Source organism: Mesorhizobium sp. CA14, assembly GCF_020165195.1.
Lineage (GTDB): Bacteria > Pseudomonadota > Alphaproteobacteria > Rhizobiales > Rhizobiaceae > Mesorhizobium.
In genome coordinates this window covers 91881-113242 of sequence record NZ_JAIUHR010000001.1, presented here as the reverse complement: position 1 = coordinate 113242, position 21362 = coordinate 91881, and the positions used below count along the sequence as shown (strand labels likewise).

Sequence of the window (21362 nt, the reverse complement as noted above, 5' to 3'; positions counted from 1 at the left end):
GAAGGCGATTTTGGCGTCTTGAACAAATGTTACCTCGCCTGAGGGCTAGATTATCGCCGCGAGCCCTGTCGGCGTTTCGCCGGCCAACTGACGGAACTCGCGCACCAGATGCGCCTGGTCGGCATAGCCGCAATCGGCGGCGATGCCGGCCCAGTCATTATCCTGCCTCTTCGACAGGGACAGCGCGCGGTTGAAGCGTACGATGCGTGACAATGTCTTCGGGCCGATGCCGATCGCGTCGGTGAATTTGGCGGCCAGGTGCTTGCGGCTCCAGCCGATCTCGCCGGCGAGTGCCGAAATGCGGGTGCGGCCGCCCGACATGACGACCGTCCTGTACGCCCAGGCGATTGCGGGCGAAAGGGCGTTCGCTTCGGCAAGGCGGCTGGTAATAAATCCTTCGGCAATGTCGAAGCGCGCGTTCCAATCAGCCGCTTCGCCGAGCTCTTCGCGCAGCGCGATGCCGTCAAAGCCCAGCGCATCATCCAACCCGACCATGCGATCCCGCAGCTCGCTCATCGGCAGGCCGAAGAATTGCCTGGCGCCAAGCGGCGTGAAATTGACCTGGACGCAGCAGGCGCCGCCGAAGGATTCGATCATGACCGGCCCGGCATAGAGGCCGGCGGCGAAGCTGGCGTAGCGGTCATTGTCGCCGGGGCTGTGACCGAGCCCGATGGCGAAGACTTCGGCGAAGCTGATCACCAGCGGCACGGTCAGCGAAGCAAATTCGACGATGCGGAAATGGCCGGGGCAGGTCTCGCGGTAGCCGCAGATATCCGTGACGATGCCCGCGAGCGACACGGCGGGCTTGCGCCGCACCATCTCGAAATGGAGGGCGGGAGAGCGATTATCCTGGCGATGGCGCTCTGGCTCGTCGGACATGATCCGAGCCTAGCAGAACAGGATCGCAAAAATCAAAAGCGCCCGGCAGGGCCGGGCGCTCCGAGTTGCCTGAGATCTGCGAATTTCAAGCACCGCATCAAACAGCCCACGGCGAGCACGATGTAGGCGATGAGCATGATCCAAACGGACGCAATCGGAATAAATGCAAGAGCGCCAAGCGCGGCGAGAAGGCCGATGACGGCTATAACCAACGAATAATGAACCCGATCTGGGTGGGTGCACTGAGATTCATGTCTGGTCCCTCCAACATGATTCGCAACACCAGAACTCTACCAGCAGGAGCCCTCACACACCAACCAGTTGGCGCAGCGGATTGGCGGGGTCGGCCAAGAGCTTGATCGCCAGCGCCAGGCAGACCACCACCAGCAGCGGCTTGATCAGCTTCGCGCCGATGCGGATTGCCAGGCTCGCGCCTACGCGGGCGCCGATGAACTGCGCCACGCCCATCATCAGGCCGATCTTCCAGTCGATGACGCCGACGGCGGCGAAGACGACGAAGCCGCCGATGTTGGAGGCGAAGTTGAGCAGCTTGGTGTGCGCCGTCGCCTTGAGCACGCCATAGCCGGCGAGCGTGACGAAGGCGAGCATGTAGAAGGAGCCGGCGCCGGGACCGAAGAGCCCGTCATAGAAGCCGACCAGCGGCGGGACGATCAGCCCGAACAGGAAAGGCGACAGCCGCTCGGCGCGGTCGACGTCGTGCATGTTCGGCTTCAGCGCGAAATAGAGCGCGATGGCGATCAGCAGCAGCGGCAGCAGCGCGCGCAGGAAATCGCCGGGCACGACGGTCGCCAAAAGCGCCCCGACTGCGCCGCCGACAAGCGCCAGCAGCGCCGACGGCAGCTGGCGGCGCAAATCGACCTGGCCGTTGGCAGCATAGTGGATGGTCGCCGAGCCGGAACCGAACATCCCTTGCAATTTGTTCGTGCCGAGTGCTGCGACCGGCGAAAAACCGGCGAGCAGCAGCGCCGGGATCGTGATCAGCCCGCCGCCGCCGGCGATCGAGTCGACGAAGCCAGCGGCAAAGGCGGCGGCGATGAGGATGAGAACGGTCTGCAGGGTCAGGTCGATCATCGGGAAGGGGTGCTTGGAAGGAAGCCGCAGCTTCCATCACGCTCCACCAGTTTGCGCAAGACCAATTCCACGCTAACAATCTCGACGGAATCGCAAAGGGGAGCTTTGATGGCGATGGCGCTGCTCGACCAGATACGTTCGATCTTCGACGGTGACCCGGGCGTGCGCAAGGTGGCGGACGACCCGGTGCTGTCGGCCGAACTTCTGATGTTGTTCCGCATGATCCTTGCCGACGGCTCGGTCTCGGAGAGCGAGATGGTCGTGTTCCGGCGCATCTGCAAGGAAGCCTTCGGCATCCCTGAGGCCTCGATCGACAGCGTCATCGAATATCTCAACGATTATGGCTACGAGACCAACGGCTCGCAGGCGATCGCGCTGTTTCGCGATCTCGATGTCGAGCGCCGGAAGCTGCTTGCCCGCCACATGGCCGAGATCGCCAAGGCCGATGCCAGGCTGGCGCAGAGCGAAGTGAAGCTTCTGCGCCGCACGCTCGACCTGCTCGACATCAGCCCCGTCGATTTGGTGAAGCCGGAGAGCTGAAGCATTCCAGGACAAGTATGAGCGTTTAGGCTCGGCGACTTCGCCGTAGCCTTCCGTCCTGAATTGCGTCAGGCAAACGGGCTGATCGCCTACCCCTGTTCCTGCATTTTGCGCGCGATCGCGCGATGCAGGTCGGGCGCCGCCGCGACCAGCGCTTGCGCCGCTTCCGAGCGCGGGTGGTCGAGCACATCGGCGGCGGGGCCGCGCTCGACGATCTTGCCTTCATGCATGACCAGCACCTCGTCCGCCATGGCGCGGGCGACCGTCAGGTCATGGGTGATGAAGAGATAGGCGATGCCGAGCTTCTGGTTGAGCTCGGCGAAAAGGTCGAGGATCTGGGCGCGGATCGAGACGTCGAGGGCCGAGACCGGCTCGTCGGCGACCACCAGCTTGGGCCGCGTGATGATGGCACGCGCGATCGACAGGCGCTGACGCTGGCCGCCTGAGAATTCATGCGGGTATTTGTCCATGTCGCGCGGGCCTAGCCCGACCTCGTGCAGCGCATGCGCGACCATCTCGCGGCGCTCGGCCTTTGTCGGCTGCTTTTCCAGAAGATGCAGCGGCTCGGCCACCAGCTTTTCCACCTTCTGGCGCGGGTCGAAGGAGCCGTAGGGATCCTGGAACACGACCTGCATGTCGCGCCTTGCCGGCCTCAACGCCGATTCCGGCTTGCCGGTGATGGGCTCGCCGCGAAAGCGGATCGTGCCCGCCGTCGGCTTGTCCAAAGCGAGGATCATGCGGGCAAGCGTGGACTTGCCGCAGCCCGAGCGGCCGACCAGCGCCACCGATTGCGCGGGCTCGATGGTGAGCGAGACATCGTCGACGGCGCGGATCGGTTGCGCCGGCCGGATTAGCGATTTGCGTCGCCCCGGATAGTCCCGGCCGACGCTTTCGACTTCGAGCAAGGGTTTTGCCGAGCCGGCAGGATGCGGTTTTGGGCGCGCCGGCACATGCATGGAAGCCAGCGCCAACTCGCGTGTGTAGGGATGTGATTGTTCCGACAGCGTGCGGGCGGTGTCGCCGGCTTCCGTCACCTCGCCACGGCGCAGGATGGTCAGGCGGTCGGCCATCTCGGTCACCACCGCGAGGTCGTGCGAGATGAGCAGCAGCCCCATGCGGTTTTCGCTGACCAGATCGCGCAAAAGATCGAGGATCTGCGCCTGCAGCACCACATCGAGCGCCGTCGTCGGCTCGTCGGCGATGAGCAGCTTCGGCTTCAGCGCACAGGCGATTGCGATGACGACGCGCTGGCGCTGGCCGCCCGACAGTTCGTGCGGGTAGCGCGACAGCGGGAATTTGGCCTCCGGCAGCCCGACCCGGTCGAGGATTTTTCGCGCGCGCTCCTCCGCTTCGGCACGGCCCGCCTTGGTGTGCCAGCGTATGCCTTCGGCGACCTGCTCGCCGATGGTCTTGACCGGGTTGAGCGCCGTCATCGGCTCCTGGAAGACCATGCCGATATCGTCGCCGCGCAAGGCGCACATCTGGTCCTCGCTCGCGCCGAGGATGTCGATGCCATCGAAGGCGACGCGGCCTTTGGCGCGGGCCAGATGCGGCAGCAGCCGCATGATTGTCAGCGCCGTCATCGACTTGCCGGAGCCGGATTCGCCGACAAGGCCCACGACCTCGCCCGCCGCGATGGCCAGATCGACGCCTTTGAGGATCGGTGTGGCGCTGATCGTCAGCGACAGGTTCTCGATCTCGAGCAGGCTCATCGGCGCCGCCGCGATTTCGGATCGAGGATGTCGGCGATGCCGTCGCCGAGCAGGTTCAGCCCAAGCACGGTGATGACGATCGCCATGCCGGGGAAGATCGCCATCCAGGGCGCGGTCACCATGCGCGTCTGGGCATCGAACAGCATGCGGCCCCAGCTCGGCATCGGCGGTTGGGCGCCGAGGCCGACATAGGAAAGCCCGGCTTCGGCGAGGATGCCCAGCGCGAACTGGATCGTGCCCTGGACGAGCAGCAGCGTCGCGATGTTGGGCAGGATGTGCTCGACGGTGATCCGCGTCAGACCCTTGCCGGCGGCGCGCGCGGCAAGGATGAACTCGCGCGGCCAGATGGCTAAAGCGCCGGCGCGGGTGACACGGGCAAAGACCGGGATGTTGAAGATGCCGATGGCGATGATGGCGTTGACGGCGCCGGGACCGAAGATCGCGGTGATCATGATCGCTGACAGCAATGCCGGGAAGGCGAAGACGAGATCGTTGACGCGCATCAGCGCCTCGTCGGCCAGTCCGCCGCGCGCGGCGGCGAAGGCGCCGAGCGGCACGCCGATACCCATGCCGATGCCGACGGCGACCAGCGCCACGGCAATCGAATTGCGGGCGCCGACCATGATCATCGACAGGATGTCGCGGCCGAAATGGTCGGTGCCGAACCAGTGCGCCCAAGAGGGCGCCTGCGTCTTGTCGGCGATCACCAACTTTGTGACGTCGTAAGGCGTCCAGACAAACGAGAGGAGCGCGACGGCCACAACCAGCAGCGTGATGGCCAGACCGATCAGGAAGGAGCGGTTGCCGAAGGCCTTGGCCAGCACGCCGGCGATGGTTTCCTCGGGCAGGTCGATGCGCATGGTCATTGCCGGCCTCTCGAGCGGTTCCGCGTTTCGCGGAATCGCTGAACCGCTCTCAGTATTTGTTTTGGCGCAATTCCGGACGGAAAACCGCTACGCACTTTTCCTGGAATTGCTCTAAGGCGCGGGTCGACGATGGCGTAGGAGAAGTCGACGAGGAGGTTGATCAGGATCACCGCGGTGACCAGCAGCATGACGATGCTCTCGACCACGATCAGGTCGCGCTGGGTGATCGCCTGAAAGATCAGCCGCCCGAGGCCAGGCAGGTAAAAGACATTCTCGATGATGATGGTGCCGGCAAGCAGGAACGCGAATTGCAGGCCGAGGATGGTGAGCACCGGGATCATGGCGTTGCGCAGCGCATGGCGCCAGAGCACGGCGCGATAGGGCAGGCCCTTGGCGCGCGCGGTGCGGATATAGTCCTCGTTAAGCACCTCGATCAGCGCCGAGCGGGCGACGCGCGCCAGGATCGCCGCCTGCGGCAATGCCAGCGCGACGGCCGGCAACAGCAGGGATTTCAACGCAGCCCAGATGCCGGCGCTCCAGCCCGGAAAGCCGCCGGCCGGCACCAGATGCAGCCAGACGGCAAACAGATAGATCAGCATCAGCGCGAACCAGAAATTCGGCACGGCGACGCCGAGCTGCGCGGCGCCCATGGCGAGCGTATCGCCAGCTCTGCCCTGGCGGCTGGCGGAGAACACGCCGACCGGAATGGCGATGATGGTCGAGAGCGCCAGTGCGATCAGCGCCAGCGGCAGGGAGACGGCGATGCGTTCGCGCACCAGGTCGACGACGGGCACCGAATAGGTGTAGGAGCGGCCGAAATCGAGGCTGAGCAAGCCCGCCGCCCAGTGCAGGTAGCGCAGCACCAGCGGCGCGTTCAGCCCCATCTGGTTGCGCAGCACTTCGATCTGGTCGGCGCTGGCATTCATGCCCAGCATCAGGCGTGCCGGATCGCCGGGCAGGATCTCCATCACCGCGAACACCACCATCGAGGCCAGCACCAGGGTGAGGGCGGCGATGATGATGCGTTTCAGGAGATAGGCGGTCATGGGAGGTGAAAGACCGCAGGTTCGGCCAGAGCGCCAACGGGGCGAAGGTCGAGTTCCCGCCCACCCCCCTCTGGCCTGCCGGCCATCTCCCCCGCAAGGGGGGAGATTGAGCTCTCATCCAGGCTTTCGCCAATCGCCAACGTCGCGTGGTTGTCGCCGCGGCAGAAACTGCCGATCTCCCCCCTTGCGGGGGAGATGCCCGGCAGGGCAGAGGGGGGTGCGACGGAGCGCAAGTTTCGCCCTTAGCCGGCAGACCTCACTCGCTCCATTTCACCTTGGTCAGATCATCCGCCTCGATCGGCCAGTTCGTCCACATGCCCTGCAGCTTGGCGTCCCAGACGCCAATCTTGGGCAGTTCGAACAGGTAGACGGCGGGCACGTCGTGCGCGAGAATCTTCTGCGCCTCCCCAAGCAGCTCCAGCCTCTTGTCCTTGTCGACCGTGGTGTCGAGTTCCTTGATGAGATCGTTGAACTTCGGATTGTCATACTGAAAATAATAGCCGGGCCGCGAATAGATATCGATGTCGTTTGGCTCGACATGAGAAACAATCGTAAGATCGTAGTCCTTGTTGGTGAAGACCTGGCTCAGCCACTCCGCCCATTCGACGGGAATGATCTGCAGATTGACCCCGATGTCCTTCAGTTGGGACTGAATCACCTGGCCGCCGTCGCGTGCGTAGGGTACGGGCGGCAGCTTGATCGTGGCCGAAAAGCCGTTCTCCAGCCCCGCTTCCTTCAGATACTGCTTGGCCTTGTCGATGTCGTGCGGATAGACTCCAGTGAGATCGACATAGCCCGCATCGCCTGGCGAAAAATGAGAGCCGATCGGCTTTCCAAGACCGTTCGAGGCCGCGTCGATGATGGCACTGCGATCAATCGCCGAGGCGAGCGCCTGCCGCACAGCAAGCTTGTCGAAGGGCGGCTTCTTGTTGTTGATCGACAGGATGGTCTCGCCCTCGGTCGATCCGATCACGACGCTGAAGCGTGGATCGGACTGGACCTGACTGAGCGCGTCCTGTGCGGGCATGTTGGCGAAAGCCTGGATATCGCCCGAGAGCAAGGCGGGGACAGCCGCGGCGGCGTCAGGAACGATGCGGAATGTCGCCTTGTCGAGCGCGGCGGGTGTACCCCAGTAGTCCGGATTCTTGACGAGCGTGATCTCGGAACCCTTGGCCCAGTGATCGAGCTTGAATGGACCGGTGCCGATCGGCTTGTCCTTGTTGCCGTCGGCCGATCCTTTCCCCACGATCACCGCCGCAACCTGGCCCATGTCGTCGAGGAAATTGCCCTGCGGACCGTCCAGGGTGACCTTGACCGTCGCCGGATCGACCGTCGCGACATCGGTGATGTGCGCAAAGAGCGGCTTTTGCGGGTTGAGCGAATCCTTTGCGCGTGCTCGGTCCAGCGAGAATTTCACGTCGTCGGCGCTGAAGGCCGAGCCATCGTGGAACTTCACGCCGGAATGCAGCTTGAACGCGTAGACCTTGCCGTCGTCGGAGACGGTCCAGCTTTCGGCGAGAGCGGGCTGAACCTGGCCCTTTTCGTCGATGCGCGTCAGCCCTTCAAAAACATTGGCATAGGTAATTTCGCCGATCGCCGCGGCCGCGCCGGCGGTCGGATCGAGATGCGGTGGCTCGAGCACGATGCCGAGCGTGAGATCAGTGCGTGCGGCAAAGGCCGACGTGGCGGCGGCAAGCGACAGCACAGCCGCGGCCAGGATGGTCTTCCACAGTTTCATCGCTGAACTCCCATTGCTCAAACGTGCTCAGGCTGGCGGATAGAAGCGTGATTTCGCGCGCGAGTAAATTGCGTTTCGTGCTGCCGGGCGGCGCCAGGCGGAATGTTTTTGCGCATCAGCCGGATGTACCGCGCAAGAGCACATTGAGTCCAATCGCCATCACCTTGGCCGATTCCACCATGTCGGCGATGCCGACCCATTCGTCCGGCCGGTGGGCGAGGTCGAGAATGCCAGGGCCATAGGCGATGCAGTCGTAGAGGTGGCCGATGCGCGCGACATGCTTCTGGTCGTAGGTGCCCGGCGAGATCACATAATCGGGTTCGCGGTCGAACACCTCCATGATGCCTTTGGCGACAGCCTTCACCACCGGCGCGTCGCGCTCGGTCATCAGCGGCAACACCTCCATCAGGTCGCGGATCTCGTAGTCGAATTTCTTGCGCTCGCGCTTCAGCCGGTCGAGGATGCCGGTGACTTCGGCTTTTACGGTGGCGATGTCCTCTTCGAGCAGGAAACGCCGGTCGATGGTGAGCCGGCAGGAATCTGGCACGTTGGGGGAGGGGAGCCCCGGCCGGAAGTCCTCGGTCTGGCCGCCATGGACGGAATTGATGTTCATGGTCGAGCGCCGGGCGCCTTCCGGCACCACCGGCATGCGCGTCATCTTGCGGTCGAGCGCAGGGAACAATTCCTCCTCGAAGGCCTGCAGGACCGCACCCATATGGCGTACCGCATTGTCGCCGAGGAACGGCATCGAGCCATGCGCGATCTCGCCCTTGGTTTCGATCTCGGCCCACCAGACGCCGCGATGGCCAAGGCAGATGCGATCCTTGTTCAGCGGCTCGGGGATGATGACATGGTCGACCTTCGGCTTCGAGAAATAGCCGAGCGTCGCCAGATGCGCGACGCCGCCGAAACCGCCCGATTCCTCGTCCGCCGTGCCCGATATCTCGATGGCGCCGGGGAAATCCGGATAGGTTGCCATGAAGGCTTCCGCGGCGATGACCGAGGCTGCCAGGCCGCCCTTCATGTCGCAGGCGCCGCGGCCGTAGACCCTGCCGTCCTTCACCACGCCGGCAAAGGGATCGATCGTCCAGCTATCGCCGGCCTCGACCACGTCGATATGTGAGTTGAAATGCACGCAAGGGCCGGGCGAGCGGCCGTCGAAGCGGGCGACGATATTGACGCGCGGATAGCGGTCGCTGTCGCCCGGCGCGCCCTCGGCACGGATGAATTCGGTTTCGAAGCCGCGTTTCTTCAGGCGTGCGCCAAGAAACTCGGCGCATGGCCGGTAGGCCTCGCCTGGCGGGTTGACGGTCGGGAAGCGGATCAGGTCGGCGGTCAGCGCAACGAGGTCGTCGGCCCGGTCCTCGACTGCCTTGAGAAGTCGTTCATCCATGCGGCGGATTGAAGAAGGAACGCAGCGCTTTTGCAAGCAGCAGTCACTCATTGCCACAGGACGATCCAGGCATGGCCCAACGCCCTCGCCTAAACTTCAGAGGGTGCGTGTCGCGGCGGCAACTATACCGGGAAAATCGTTCAAATTCACCGCATTGGATTGGCGGTTTCGTCAATGAGTGTGTGGTACTTAACGCACCTGCCGGTAAAAAGATGGAAAACCGCGTGGATGGCAGGGGGCAATCAAAAGGGGTTTGATCGCATGAAAAAGTTCGTTCTCACGGCAACTGTGCTGGCAACCGCGTTGTTCGGCATGTCTATCGCAAGCCGGGCGGCCATGCTGGTCGCCAATATCGACGTCTCGTCGCAGACCATGACCGTCAGCAAATACGGCCAGGTCGTCTATCGCTGGAGCGTGTCGACAGCGCGCAAGGGCTATTTCACGCCGCGCGGCAGCTACCGGCCGCAATGGACCGCCCGGATGTGGTATTCGCGCAAATACGACGACTCGCCGATGCCCTATTCGGTGTTCTTCCACGGCGGCTACGCCATTCACGGCACCGGATCGGTGAGAAATCTCGGGCGCCCGGCCTCGCATGGCTGCGTGCGCCTGCATCCGGCCAACGCCGCGACCTTCTACACGATGGTTAAGGAAGTCGGCTTCGGTAACACGCGGATCGTCGTCACCAACTGATCGGGGCGGCGGAGCGACCGATTACTCGCCGGCTGTCGCCTTCGCCTTTGCGCGCTTGCGGCGGCGGCCGCTGATTTCCCAGCGCTTGTGGAACCACATCCACTGGCCAGGATCTTCACGCACCCATCGCTCGACCACGTCGGTGAGAAGCTGGGTGGCGGCATCGACGTCGACGCTGCCGTCACTGGTGCGCGGCAACGCCAGCTTGTTCTCGATTTCCAGACGGAAGCGGTTGCCCGGCAGCCTGATGCAACGGGCGGGGTAGACATCGCAGTCATAGTGGCGGGCGAGCATGCCGAGCATCGGATTGCTCTGGCATGAACGGCCGAAGAAAGCCGTGTCCACGCCGCCCGAGAATTTCTGATCGACCAGCACGCCGATATTGCCGCCCTTTTCCAGGATGGCGGCAAGGGCGAAGGACGCTCCGGCGGCGGAGGGCAGCAGCGCGCCCATGGAGGAGCGGCGCGTCGAGTGGATGTAGTCGGCGAGATAAGGGTTGTTCGGCGGACGGAACAGCGCCGTGATGTTCATGCCGAAGGTGGCGGCGGCCACCGGCAGCAGCTCGAAATTGCCGAGATGGCCGGTGAACAGGATGTGCGGCTTCTTCTCGCCGGCGATCTCAAGGAAATGCTCGACGCCGCGCACCTCGACCCGGCCCGGCTTCGAAGCGTTCGGATCGAAGTCGAACAGCGCGTCGAGGAAGATGTATTCGGCCGCGAGGCGGGCCATGTTGCCCCACATGTCTCGCGCGATGGCTTCGATCTCGGCGTCGCTCTTTTGCGGATAGGCAAGGCGCAGATTGTTGACCGCAACGCGGTGGCGCCCGACCAGCGGACCGACCCGGCGGGCGACGCGGTCGGCGAAGTTGAGCGCGCTGTCCGGCGGCAACAGGCGCAGCAGCGAGAGCAAGACGATAGCGAGCTTGGCGACCAGCCAGTGCTCCAGCCGGCGCAGCCGCCGCCCGTAGCGGAACATGAAGTCCCGGCGGGCTTTCCTGAACACCGTGCCGACCATCCGCCTGTCCTGGAACTGCTTTAGGAAACGCGCAGGATGATCTTGCCGAAGACGTCGCGGCCTTCCATGCGCTTCAGCGCGGCATCGATGTCGTCGAAGCCGACTTCGGTATCGATGACGGGGACGACGAGGCCGGCGGCCATCTTCTGCATGGCATTGGCCATGTTCTCCATGCGGCAGCCGAAAGAGCCGAGCAGCTTCAGCTGCTGCTGGAAGAGCTGCATCAGGTTGACCTGCGTCGACACGCCCGAGGTCGAGCCGCAGGTGACGAGGCGGCCGCCGCGCTTCAAGCACAGCATCGAGCCGGCGAATGTGTCGGCGCCGACATGCTCGAAGACGACGTCGACGCCTTTCTTCTTCGTCAGCTTGCGCACGACGCCTTCAAAACGGTCCTCGCGGTAGTTGATGACGTGGTCGGCGCCAAGCGCCTTGGCCTTGTCGATCTTGTCGTTCGAGCCGACCGTGGTGATGACCGTACATCCCATCTTCTTGGCCAACTGGATGGCGGCCGTGCCGATGCCGGAGCCGCCGGCATGGACGAGGATGGTTTCGCCGGGTTCCAGCTTCGCGTTGTCGAACAGCATGTGCTCGACCGTTCCGAAGGTGACGGGCGCGACCGCGGCGCCGATCTCGGTGACGCCGGGAGGAGCCGGCACCAGGAGCCGCGCCGGCAGGGTGATCTTTTCCTGGGCGAAGCCGTCGAGATGGAAGCCGTGCACGCCGGAGACATGCTCGCAGAGATTGTCGCGGCCTTCGCGGCAGGCGCGGCACAGCCCGCAGGTGCGCGCGCCATAGATCGAGACCAATTGTCCGGGCTGCAGGCTGGAGACGCCGGGGCCGACCGCCTCGACCTCGCCGGCGGCTTCGGCGCCGACGACCAGCGGCAGCTTGCGCTTGGCGAAGGCCATGCCGCGCCAGCCCCAGACATCGATATGGTTGAGCGCCACCGCCTTGATGCGGAGTGTCACTTCGCCCAGCGAAGGCGGCGGGGGAGGCGGCAGGTCCACCGTTTCCAGACGGCGGTCCTCGATAAGTTGCAATGCGCGCATCGGGCCTGTCAGTTCGGTTCTAAAGCGCGATGCGCTTTAGTGTCTTTGTTATGCATATCGTTGTCGCAAAACCGATTTCACTTTTGCGCGACATGCATTGCGGAAAAAATCCGCTTAGACCGGTTCCCGCGCCATGACAAGGCAGGTGTTCTGGCCGCCGAAGCCGAAGGAGTTCGACAAAACCGTGCCGACCTCGGCGTCGCGCTTCTTGTTCGGGACGACGTCGAGGACAATAGCCGGATCGGGATTGTCGTAATTGATGGTCGGCGGGATGACGCTTTCGCGCATGGTCATCAGCGAGAAGGCGGCCTCCACCGCGCCGGCGGCCGACAGCGTGTGGCCGATCATCGACTTGTTCGACGAGATCGGCATCGAGCCGATGCGCTCGCCGAAGACGGTGGACAGCGACAGGTGCTCCATCTTGTCGTTCTCGGGCGTCGAGGTGCCGTGCGCATTGACGTAGTCGATCTCGTCTTCGCCAAGGCCCGCATCGGCAAGGGCGGCGCGCACCGCCGCGATCGCCGGCGAGCCGTCGGGCTTGGAGCGGGTGCGGTGGAAGTCGTCGGCTTTCTCGCCGCAGCCGCGCAGGATGCCGAGGATCGTCGCGCCGCGCGCAACGGCGGCTTCCAGCGATTCCAGCACCAGCGCGCCGGAGCCTTCGGCCAGCACGAAGCCGTCGCGGTCCTTGGAGAAGGGCTTTGAGGCCTTCTCGGGGATATCGTTGTGGGTGGACAGCGCCGAGAGCAGCGAGAAACGGATCAGCGCTTCGGCGGTGGCCGAGCCGTCGGCGCCGATCGACAGCGCCTTGTCGCACTCGCCGCGCCGGATCGCCTCGACCCCGAGCTGGATGGCGGTGGCGCCCGAGGCGCAGGCGGTGGACAAAGTGATCGGCAGGCCACGCGTGCCGAAGCGGTCGGCCAGTCGGTCGGCGATCGAGCCGAACTGCGTGGTCTCGAAGACATCCAGTTCCTTCAGCCCGCGCGCCACGCGCAGCAACCTTTCGGCGCCTGCCTCCTGCTTGTCGGAATTATAGAGCGAGAAGCGGTCGGCCCAGTCGAGCTCGACCGGCGGCGAGGCCAGGAACAGCGGGCCGCCGAAATCGCCGGAATCGAGACCTGCTTCCGAGACGGCCTCGTGGGCCGCCGTCTCGGCCAGTTCGTAAGTGAGGTGGCTCGCGCCCTTCGAACTCGAGGGCAGGAAGTCGACCATTCCGGAAATGCGGGTGTTGAGGTGGTCGACCGGAAAGCGGGTGATCGGATGGATGCCGGATTTGCCTGAGGTCAGCGCCGCCCAATTGTCGGCCTTGCCGATGCCGAGCGAGGTCACCACGCCGATGCCGGTAACGGCGACGATCGGCCTGCCCATGTGATCGCGAAGATTGGCCATGCTTTTGTCTGCCTCGTTATCCAGCAATTCCAGGAAAAATGTGCAGCGGTTTTCCGCCCGGAATTGCGAAAAACCGATCTAAGCGGCTTTAACCAGCCCCAAGCCCTCGAATTGGTGATAGCCGATCGCGGTTGCAAGGACGGAATTGGGGGCGCCTTCGAATGGGCGCTCCACTGTGGCATCGAAGACAGGATAGCCGGCGCCGCGGTCGACGGCCATTGCAGCGAGCGCAACCGCAAAGGGGAATTGCGCTTCCTTCATATGGCCGGTCAGCGTCGAAAAGGCTCGCACGGCCAAAGCCGGGTTGGCGTCGAGCACCGCCTTTTCGGCTGCCGTGGCGGCATGGCCGCCGGACGCGGCGGAAATCGTGAGCAGGTCGCCGTCGGGAAGGTTGGCCTGCTTCAACAGCGCAGCAATCTCCGAATTCAACTCGCCTTGCCGGCGCCTGGCGCGGCCGGAGACGACGGGGCCAAGCTCGGCGTAGATCTTGCGGCCGCGGTTTTTTGCGTGTTCGCGCTGTTCGAGCACCAAGAAAGCGCCACCGGAGCCCGTGACCACGCCGCCGCCTTCTGAGCCCTGGCGCTGCCAGACCGGTTTCCACGGGCCGCGATGCAGGTAGCCGGCAAGCTCGTAGCCGAGCAGCATGTCGGAATGCTCGGTCTGAAAGGCGCCGCCGACCAGAACATGGGTCGACTGTCCCGAGCGGATGCGCGCGGCCGCCGTCTCGACGGCCGAGACGCCGGCGCCCTCCTCGCCCATGAAGGTGCGGGAGGAACCGGTGACCTTGTGGACGATCGAGATGTTGCCGGCGAGCAGGTTGGAGAGCTGGGCCAGGAACAACGTCGGCCGCAGTTCCGTCGTCAGCTTCTCGTTGAGCAGCACGTCGCGGTCGTTGCGGCTCTCGGAGGCCGCAAGGATCACAGCATCGACGGCTTCGTCGCGCTCGCCGCCGCCGGCCGCCACCACCATGTCCATGGTGGTGCAGAGCTCGTCATTGCCCTTGATGCCGGCGTCGTCCAGCGCCAGGCCGGCAGCATAGGTGCCGAGCCGCTGCCAGGTTTCCATCTGGCGCTGGTCGCCGCGCTTGGCGATCTGCAGGTTCCAGTCGATCTCGGGCAGGGGATGGATGGTATAGGGCGCGAAGCGCTCTGCCTCGAGCACCGGCTGGAAACCGGGCTGTGTCAGCTTTTGCCAATGCGCGTCGGGACCTTCTCCCAATGAAGAGACAAGGCCAATCCCGGTGATGACGACGTCGTGGGAACTCATGGGTGGCTGTTGTGGGTCAGGCGGCTTTTTGAGTTTGCGCATGATCCTTTCCGAAAATCGATGCCGATTTCGGGGTCATGCGCTGAGCGCGTCAAGTTCGCGCGCTCTGTGGACATCAGGCGTTCTTGGCCGCGACCAGAGCATCGATCTTGGCGCACAGGTTCTTCATGACGAAATAATCGTCCGTCGAGGCCTTGCCGTCGTTGACTTCCTGCGTCCACTTCTCGAGCGGCACCTTGATGCCGAATTCCTTGTCGATGGCAAAGACGATGTCGAGGAAATCGAGGCTGTCGATGCCGAGATCGTCGATGGTGTGGCTCTCGGGCGTGATGGTGTCGATGTCGATCTCGCTGGTGTCGGCAATGATCTTGGCGACTTTCTCGAAAGTGGTGGACAAGGGCTCTTCCTTCGGTTGCGGGCGGAATCTGTCCGCATCTTGTTTGGGCGCTGTCTAATCGGTTTTTCCCGGCAGGAAAAGGCCTGATGCGCCGGGGGCAGATGGGTAGAGGGTCGAGGAAAGGCAAGAAGGGCCGCCGTCGAACCGGCGGCCCTTCCCATTTTATGCTGCGTAAGCTTTCCATGTCGATGCATGTCGTTCTCCCAAAGCCGGAACCACTTTGGGCGACATGCATCAGTCACGAAGCTTGACCAGGTCGTTGAGCAGCCCGCCCGTCCCGTTGTGGACGGTGAGCCGCTCGACCTTGCCGGCGATGGCTTCGAGAGCCTCGAGCTCCTTCAGCCGCAGCATCACCGGGTTCTCGGCCATCACCTTGGCCGTGTTGAGCAGCGAACGGGGTGGCGTTCGTCTCCTCGCGGCGGCGGATGACGTTGGCCTCGGCCTGCTTCTCGGCCGAAACCACCTGGTTGAGGATCTCGCGCATATCGCCCGGCAGGATGACATCCTTGAGAGCGATATCGCTGACCTCGACGCCGATCGCGGCCATGCCGTCGCGCACCTTGGCCGCAGCGTCCTCGTCGACCGTCACCTTCTTGTCGAGGATCTGGTCGAGCGTGAGCGCGCCGAGCGTCTTGCGAAAGGCATACTGCAGGGCGCGGTAGAGGGCTTCCGAGAAGTCCTTGACCGTGCTCACCGCCGTCACCGGATCGACGACCCGGTATTCGGCGGCGATGTTGACGCGGATCGTCACGCGATCCTTGGTCAATACTTCCTGCCCGGCGACATCGAGCGACTGGCGCTTGATGTCGACGACCTTCACCTGGACCATGCGCCCGACATTCCAGAAGGCGTGCACGCCCGCGTCGAGCGTGCGGACGAAGACGCCGTCCACGAACAGCAGCCCGACCTGGCCGTCCACGACCGGATAGAGGAACATATGCTCCGTCTTCCGGGCCTGGCCGATCCGGCGCATCAGGGCCGGAGCGACAGCCAGATCGGCCGCCGTGTCGACGGACGTCACCTTCCACGGTCCGGCATCGGTCCAAAGCACGAGCTTGCGGTCCGGAACCAGAACAGCATGCAAGGCACCGTCGCGCTCGATGGCCGCAACCTCCGTGCGTCCGGTGCGGACGACGGTGAAGTGACGCGCGGCCACGTCCGGGAGCTTGTCGAACAACGCCTTCTCGTATGCCGAAACGAATTCCGGGTTCTTCAGGTCGTGCCTGGAGATTTCCAGGTTTCCGCGCCGGTTGGCGAGCCAATGTTCGCCCGGCATCAGGATCGCCTGGATCTCGCCCTTGTAGAGGGCGACGGCACGTTCATTTTCCTTCATGAGGACGCGCTGCCGTCCAAGAAGCTTTTCGAGAATGGTCTTCATTGTCTTACTCCTGTCGGGCATGGCCCCATGCGAGGCGTCACGTCATGCGTCGAAGCATCCTTTCGTTTCTCGTTTCACGTCGTCGTACTTCATCTCCCGGGCACGAATGATCCGGGGACCGGTGGCATCGATCCGCCGCGGGCCTTCGGGAGCGGATCGCGGGGCGACGAAGCGGGCGCCGGAAGCCGAAGCTTCCTTTGCCGGCCGCGCCGCGCCTTGATCGTCACCGCGGGCCTGGCCGCGAGCCGATGGCGCAGGACATCGCCGCCCGGCGAGGCCGAAGCCTTGCCGTTCGTGAAGTCCTCGCATTCCGGTCCCCGGACCGTTTTCGAATAACACCGTAAAAGGGTGCCTTGGCTTATCAGGCCAAATGGAGAAGGATTCGAACCTTCGGCCGTCAGATTATGAGTCTGATGCTCTACCCAACTGAGCTATCCGTGTCGTGGGTGTGGGAATCGAACCCTGCCTCCGGACCAAATCCGGCGCTCTCCATGAGCTACACCCGCAAGTCCCAACACTCCGAAACGGCACCGTACACAGCGCGGCAAAGCCGGCTGCGCGGGCGGAGGCGAAAGCTCCAAACCGGTGTGCTCGCTTCGGTTTTCGTGACCGGGAGCGCGCCTATAGACCCTGCGACGGGTTGTCGCAAGCGGCATTGTCGCGGCGGATTTGCGGCTTCTTTTCATTGTGACATTTCGGCCACATTGTCGCGGTCATAGCGCTTGCTTGTACCAAGGTACCATGATAACAAATGATATGATTATAGAACGCATACAGACTGGCGTGCGGCTGGAGAAAAGGCTTGTGAAGGTGCTCAAGGCTCTGGCCGAGCATCGCGACATGAGTCTTGGCGATCTCATCGAGGGCATCGTGCTGCATGCCTTCGAGGGGCAGGCGCCGTTTTCACCCGCGACGCTCGAAACAATCGATCAGCTGAAGCGCATCTACGGGCTGGAGCTCCGCGCGGCGGATAGCCATCGGTTGACGGAAATGATGGAGAAGTCTGGTGACGAGCCATCTTGAGCGCAGCCACAGGATCGATCTTGCCGGTCCAATCGAGCGCGTCTTCCCGTTGTTCACGCCGATGGGGGAAACGCTGTGGGTCGATGGCTGGAATCCTGAATTTCTGCATCCGCGAGACGGCGAGACGCAAGAAGGGATGGTGTTCCGGACCGGCCACGGTGACGAGCTCACGCTTTGGGCTTGCACGGATTGGCAGCCGAAAGAACACCGTGTGCGCTATGCCAGGGTGACGCCGGGATCGCGTTTCGGATTTGTCGAAGTAACCTGTCTTGATAATGGCCCAGACGGCACGCAGGCTTCCATCGCCTATACGTTCACGGCGCTCGGTGAGGAGGGGCAATCCTATCTGTCAAAGCTGACCGAGGATGCCTTCAGGGATATGATCGAAACGTGGAAGGTCGAGATCAACGCCTGGCTGTTGAAGAATGGGATGGCCAACCACGCCTAGTCAGAACGTGACCCGTCCGAGCACCTTGAGACCATCACCATCCGGCGCCACGACCACGGCTTCGCCCTCGCGCGGCGCCACCCCGGTGAGCGCCTCGATGTTTTCCACATGCGTGACCAGGACCAGATTGTCGGAGCCGGAATAGCCGCGGATCTCCTTGATGATCGCGGCCATTTGCGCGGCCTTTTCGGCCGGGTCGGTTTTGAGCAGGTCGAGCGGCGCGAAGGGCTGCGGCTCGGATTCAAAAGCGATGCGGGCGGTGTCCAGGCAGCGGCAGTAGCGGCTGGAGAGCACATGATCGATCGGCGCCGCGCGCGCCGCGAACAGCGCGCCGATGCGGCTTGCCTGCTGCTTGCCGCGCTCGGACAGATTGAGCTGCGTGGCGCAATTGCCGATATCGAAATTGGCCGGGTCTGTCGCCCCGGTGACGAAGGCGTGGCGAAGCAGCACGACATGGCCGCCGTCGCGCAGCAGCGCCCAGCCGGCATCGGTCGCGTGGGCAAGGCTCGGAACAGCTAGGAGAAAAAGCACCAGAACAAGTCGAAGCATCGGAAGTCCTATGGCGGCCCGGGCGAACCAAGGTCGTGATTGGCATATAGGGACCGCAAAGCCGTCCGGAAAACAAGCAGAGGCGCCGGAGATCGGCCCGCCGCGCCGATTGCGCCGCGGTCGGGGCTCGCCTATCACGGGAAAAATGTTTCCGCCCGCAAAATGACTCCCCTCACCGAAACCGTCCTCTTCGTCTTCAGCCTTGTGGCGCTCGGCTATCTTGCCGGGCTCACCGGCTATTTGAAGCCGGTGAGCGGCGAGGGCATTTCCGGATTCGCCATCAACGTGGCGATGCCGCTGCTGCTCTTCCAGACCATGGTCAAAGCGGATTTCCACGGCGTCACGCCATGGTCGCTGTGGGGCGCCTATTTCGCGGCCGCCGCCATCACCTGGACCGCGGGCCATCTGGTGATGACGCGGCTGTTCGAGCGAGATGCCCGCGCCGGCATCGTCGGCGGCGTGTCCTCGGCCTATTCCAATGTCGTGCTGCTCGGCGCGCCCTTCGTCCTTGGCATATTCGGCGCCAGCGGCTTCGAGGTGCTGTCGCTGCTGGTCTCGGTTCACCTGCCGATCATGATGATGACCTCGATCGTGCTGTTCGAGATGTTCGGGCGCGGCAGCGGCGAGACGGTGCATCCGCTGCGCGTCGTCAAAAGCTTCCTCCGGCGCCTGTTCATCAATCCGCTGATCATCGGCATCCTGGCGGGGCTCGCCTGGCGCCTCACCGGCGCGCCGATGCCGAACCTGGTCGAGCGGCTGGTCGACACGCTTGCGGGCACGGCCGGTCCGGTGGCGCTGTTCGCCATGGGGCTTAGCCTGCGCCGCTTCGGCATCTCCGGGAATATCAGGCCAGCGCTGGCGCTGTCGGTGCTGAAACTGTTCCTGATGCCGGCGCTGGTTCTGGCCTTCGTCTGGCTTCTCGGCCTCCCGCCGCTGACGGCCAAGGTCGCGGTGGTGGTTGCGGCACTCCCTTCGGGCATCAACTCCTATCTGATCGCCGTCCAGTTCAACACCGGCCAGGCGCTGGCCTCGAACCAGATGACGCTTGCCACCGCAAGCGCGGTGGTGACCACGTCGTTCTGGCTGACGGTGGTCATTCACGTCTTCGGATAGAGCCGCTGAACGCGGCTCGCTTTTGCTGGCCCAACCCCTATATGCCATCTTGTGATTGCTTGCCCGCCTTTCCCTAGGTAAGAGCAATGCGCCGGCGTGCGGCTCTTGAAGCACGCTTCGACGGATATCCAGAAAAACGGCCGATCAGCGCGCCGAACGGAGGCCAGACCATGCTTCAGAAAACCAGCCATTTCATGCGCCAGGCCAATCTCATCAATGGTGAATGGGTGCAGGCCGACAGCGGCCAGACCATCGATGTCAACAATCCGGCGACGGGCCTGAAGATCGGCACCGTGCCGAAGGCCGGCAAGGCCGAGACCCGCCGCGCCATCGAGGCCGCAGCGGAAGCCTTCAAGAGCTGGCGCAAGACCACCGCGCTCGAGCGCTCGAAGCTCCTGCGCAAGCTGCATGACGCGATGATGGATAATCAGGACGTGCTCGCCGAATTGCTGACCATCGAGCAGGGCAAGTCGCTCACCGAATCCAAGGGTGAGATCGGCTCGGCCGCCAGCTATATCCTCTGGTTCGCCGAGGAAGGCCGCCGCGTCTATGGCGACATCGTGCCGTCGCCATGGGGCGACCGCCGCATCCTGGTGACCAAGGAGCCGGTCGGCGTCATTGCCGCCATCACGCCGTGGAATTTCCCGTCCTCGATGCTTGCCCGCAAGATCGGTCCGGCTTTGGCCGCCGGCTGCACCGCGGTGGTCAAGCCGGCCTCGCAGACGCCTTATTCGGGCCTCGCCTGGGGCGCGCTCGTCGAGGAAGTCGGCTTTCCGAAGGGCGTCGTCAATGTCGTCACCGGTTCTGCCGGCGAGATCGGCGACGAGATCTGCGCCAACCCGCTGGTCAAGAAGATCACCTTCACCGGCTCGACCGAGGTCGGCAAGATCCTGATCCAGAAGTCGGCCTCGACGGTCAAGAAAGTGTCGATGGAGCTTGGCGGCAACGCGCCGTTCCTGGTCTTCGACGACGCCGATGTCGACCGCGCGGTTGCCGGCGCCATCACCGCGAAATACCGCAATTCCGGCCAGACCTGCGTGTGCACCAACCGCTTCCTCGTGCAGGCGGGCATCTATGACAAATTCGTCGAGAAGCTCGCCGCCGCCAGCAACAACCTCAAGGTCGGCTCGGGCCTGGAGGAAGGCGTGCAGCAGGGGCCGCTGATCGACGAGAAGGCGGTCGAGAAGGTAGAGGAATTCATCGCCGACGCGACGTCGAAGGGCGGCAAGGTCGTCGCCGGCGGCAAGCGCCATGCGCTGGGTGGCTCATTCTTCCAGCCGACGGTGATCTCCGGCGCCACGCCGAACATGCGCTTCATGAAGGAAGAGATTTTTGGGCCTATCGCGCCCGTGTTCAAGTTCGAGACCGAAGAAGAGGCGGTCGCCTTGGCCAATGACACCGAGTTCGGCCTCGCCGCCTATTTCTACACCGGCGATCTCGGCCGCGCCTTCCGGGTGATGGAAGGCCTGAAATACGGCATGGTCGGCGTCAATGAAGGCCTGATCACCACGCCCGAGGCGCCGTTCGGCGGCGTCAAGGAATCCGGTCTTGGCCGTGAAGGCGGGCACCAGGGCATCGAGGATTATCTCGACACCAAATATGCCTGCTTCGGCGGCCTCGGACTCTGATATCGATCGCTGTGCGAGGGCAGGCGCCCAGCAGTCCACCGTTTCAGAAAAATGGTGGACTGCTCTATCGCCTCGTTTTGGCGCAAAACCGCTGCGCACTTTTCCTGGAATTGCTTTAGCCTGCCCTTGCCGGATGATACGCAGCCGGCCTA

20 protein-coding genes and 1 tRNA gene are annotated in these 21362 nt (G+C 63.8%); 6 read left to right on the top strand and 15 right to left on the bottom strand.

Annotated features, from left to right (window positions below; genetic code table 11):
- Positions 1-45 precede the first annotated feature (45 nt).
- Positions 46-879, bottom strand: a complete 834-nt coding sequence (locus tag LB565_RS00560) for a helix-turn-helix domain-containing protein (protein ID WP_224581267.1) — start codon at positions 877-879, stop codon at positions 46-48.
- 306 nt (positions 880-1185) lie between these two features.
- Positions 1186-1971: a TSUP family transporter gene (locus tag LB565_RS00555; RefSeq protein ID WP_224581266.1), complete on the bottom strand. Its 786-nt coding sequence runs from the start codon at positions 1969-1971 to the stop codon at positions 1186-1188.
- 108 nt (positions 1972-2079) lie between these two features.
- Here LB565_RS00555 and LB565_RS00550 point away from each other — a divergent pair, with 108 nt between their 5' ends.
- Complete coding sequence (locus tag LB565_RS00550) at positions 2080-2511, top strand: TerB family tellurite resistance protein (RefSeq protein ID WP_224581265.1); 432 nt, start codon at positions 2080-2082, stop codon at positions 2509-2511.
- 89 nt (positions 2512-2600) lie between these two features.
- Here LB565_RS00550 and LB565_RS00545 read toward each other — a convergent pair whose 3' ends face one another.
- From LB565_RS00545 to LB565_RS00525, 5 genes are all read right to left on the bottom strand, one after another.
- Entirely contained in the window at positions 2601-4223 is a 1623-nt protein-coding gene (locus LB565_RS00545; RefSeq protein ID WP_224581264.1) for an ABC transporter ATP-binding protein, read from the bottom strand.
- Positions 4220-5089 (bottom strand): ABC transporter permease, encoded by an 870-nt coding sequence (locus LB565_RS00540; protein ID WP_224581263.1) that lies wholly within the window; start codon positions 5087-5089, stop codon positions 4220-4222. Before LB565_RS00540 ends, LB565_RS00545 begins: the two co-directional genes overlap by 4 nt.
- Complete coding sequence (locus LB565_RS00535) at positions 5086-6135, bottom strand: ABC transporter permease (protein ID WP_224581262.1); 1050 nt, start codon at positions 6133-6135, stop codon at positions 5086-5088. The genes LB565_RS00540 and LB565_RS00535 overlap by 4 nt, the downstream gene beginning before the upstream one ends.
- A 256-nt stretch (positions 6136-6391) precedes the next feature.
- Entirely contained in the window at positions 6392-7873 is a 1482-nt protein-coding gene (locus tag LB565_RS00530) for an ABC transporter substrate-binding protein (RefSeq protein WP_224581261.1), read from the bottom strand.
- Between the two features lie 115 nt (positions 7874-7988).
- A complete protein-coding gene (locus tag LB565_RS00525) occupies positions 7989-9266 on the bottom strand; it encodes an acetylornithine deacetylase/succinyl-diaminopimelate desuccinylase family protein (protein WP_224581260.1) in 1278 nt (425 codons plus the stop codon).
- Positions 9267-9527: 261 nt separating this feature from the next.
- On the opposite strand from LB565_RS00525, the gene LB565_RS00520 reads away from it, so the two are divergent.
- Positions 9528-9959: a L,D-transpeptidase gene (locus tag LB565_RS00520; RefSeq protein ID WP_224581259.1), complete on the top strand. Its 432-nt coding sequence runs from the start codon at positions 9528-9530 to the stop codon at positions 9957-9959.
- A gap of 21 nt (positions 9960-9980) precedes the next feature.
- Here LB565_RS00520 and LB565_RS00515 read toward each other — a convergent pair whose 3' ends face one another.
- The 7 genes from LB565_RS00515 to LB565_RS00485 all read right to left on the bottom strand — a co-directional run bounded on the left by LB565_RS00515 (position 9981) and on the right by LB565_RS00485 (position 16886).
- A complete protein-coding gene (locus LB565_RS00515; protein ID WP_224581258.1) occupies positions 9981-10973 on the bottom strand; it encodes a lipid A biosynthesis lauroyl acyltransferase in 993 nt (330 codons plus the stop codon).
- A gap of 20 nt (positions 10974-10993) precedes the next feature.
- Positions 10994-12022: a zinc-binding dehydrogenase gene (locus LB565_RS00510; protein WP_224581257.1), complete on the bottom strand. Its 1029-nt coding sequence runs from the start codon at positions 12020-12022 to the stop codon at positions 10994-10996.
- A 114-nt stretch (positions 12023-12136) separates the two neighbouring features.
- A complete protein-coding gene (locus tag LB565_RS00505) occupies positions 12137-13408 on the bottom strand; it encodes a beta-ketoacyl-ACP synthase (protein ID WP_224581256.1) in 1272 nt (423 codons plus the stop codon).
- 78 nt (positions 13409-13486) lie between these two features.
- The gene (locus tag LB565_RS00500; protein ID WP_224581255.1) at positions 13487-14674 is read right to left on the bottom strand and encodes a beta-ketoacyl-ACP synthase; all 1188 of its coding nucleotides are present in this window, start codon (positions 14672-14674) and stop codon (positions 13487-13489) included.
- Between the two features lie 115 nt (positions 14675-14789).
- A complete protein-coding gene (locus LB565_RS00495; RefSeq protein WP_040981809.1) occupies positions 14790-15071 on the bottom strand; it encodes an acyl carrier protein in 282 nt (93 codons plus the stop codon).
- 238 nt (positions 15072-15309) lie between these two features.
- A complete protein-coding gene (locus LB565_RS00490; RefSeq protein WP_224581254.1) occupies positions 15310-16449 on the bottom strand; it encodes a slipin family protein in 1140 nt (379 codons plus the stop codon).
- A gap of 371 nt (positions 16450-16820) precedes the next feature.
- A tRNA-Ile gene (locus tag LB565_RS00485) sits at positions 16821-16886 on the bottom strand.
- A 367-nt stretch (positions 16887-17253) separates the two neighbouring features.
- Here LB565_RS00485 and LB565_RS00480 point away from each other — a divergent pair.
- Both LB565_RS00480 and LB565_RS00475 read left to right on the top strand, forming a co-directional pair.
- Positions 17254-17472: a hypothetical protein gene (locus tag LB565_RS00480; RefSeq protein WP_224581253.1), complete on the top strand. Its 219-nt coding sequence runs from the start codon at positions 17254-17256 to the stop codon at positions 17470-17472.
- Positions 17456-17920, top strand: coding sequence for a hypothetical protein (locus LB565_RS00475; protein WP_224581252.1), 465 nt, complete (start codon positions 17456-17458; stop codon positions 17918-17920). The genes LB565_RS00480 and LB565_RS00475 overlap by 17 nt, the downstream gene beginning before the upstream one ends.
- On the opposite strand, the gene LB565_RS00470 is transcribed toward LB565_RS00475, so the two are convergent.
- Entirely contained in the window at positions 17921-18469 is a 549-nt protein-coding gene (locus LB565_RS00470; protein ID WP_224581251.1) for a histidine phosphatase family protein, read from the bottom strand.
- A gap of 162 nt (positions 18470-18631) precedes the next feature.
- Here LB565_RS00470 and LB565_RS00465 point away from each other — a divergent pair, with 162 nt between their 5' ends.
- Both LB565_RS00465 and LB565_RS00460 read left to right on the top strand, forming a co-directional pair.
- Positions 18632-19582 carry an AEC family transporter gene (locus tag LB565_RS00465; RefSeq protein ID WP_224581250.1) on the top strand — a complete coding sequence of 317 codons (951 nt, stop codon included), beginning with the start codon at positions 18632-18634 and terminating at the stop codon, positions 19580-19582.
- A gap of 170 nt (positions 19583-19752) precedes the next feature.
- Positions 19753-21210, top strand: coding sequence for an NAD-dependent succinate-semialdehyde dehydrogenase (locus LB565_RS00460; RefSeq protein ID WP_224581249.1), 1458 nt, complete (start codon positions 19753-19755; stop codon positions 21208-21210).
- Positions 21211-21362: the final 152 nt, after the last annotated feature.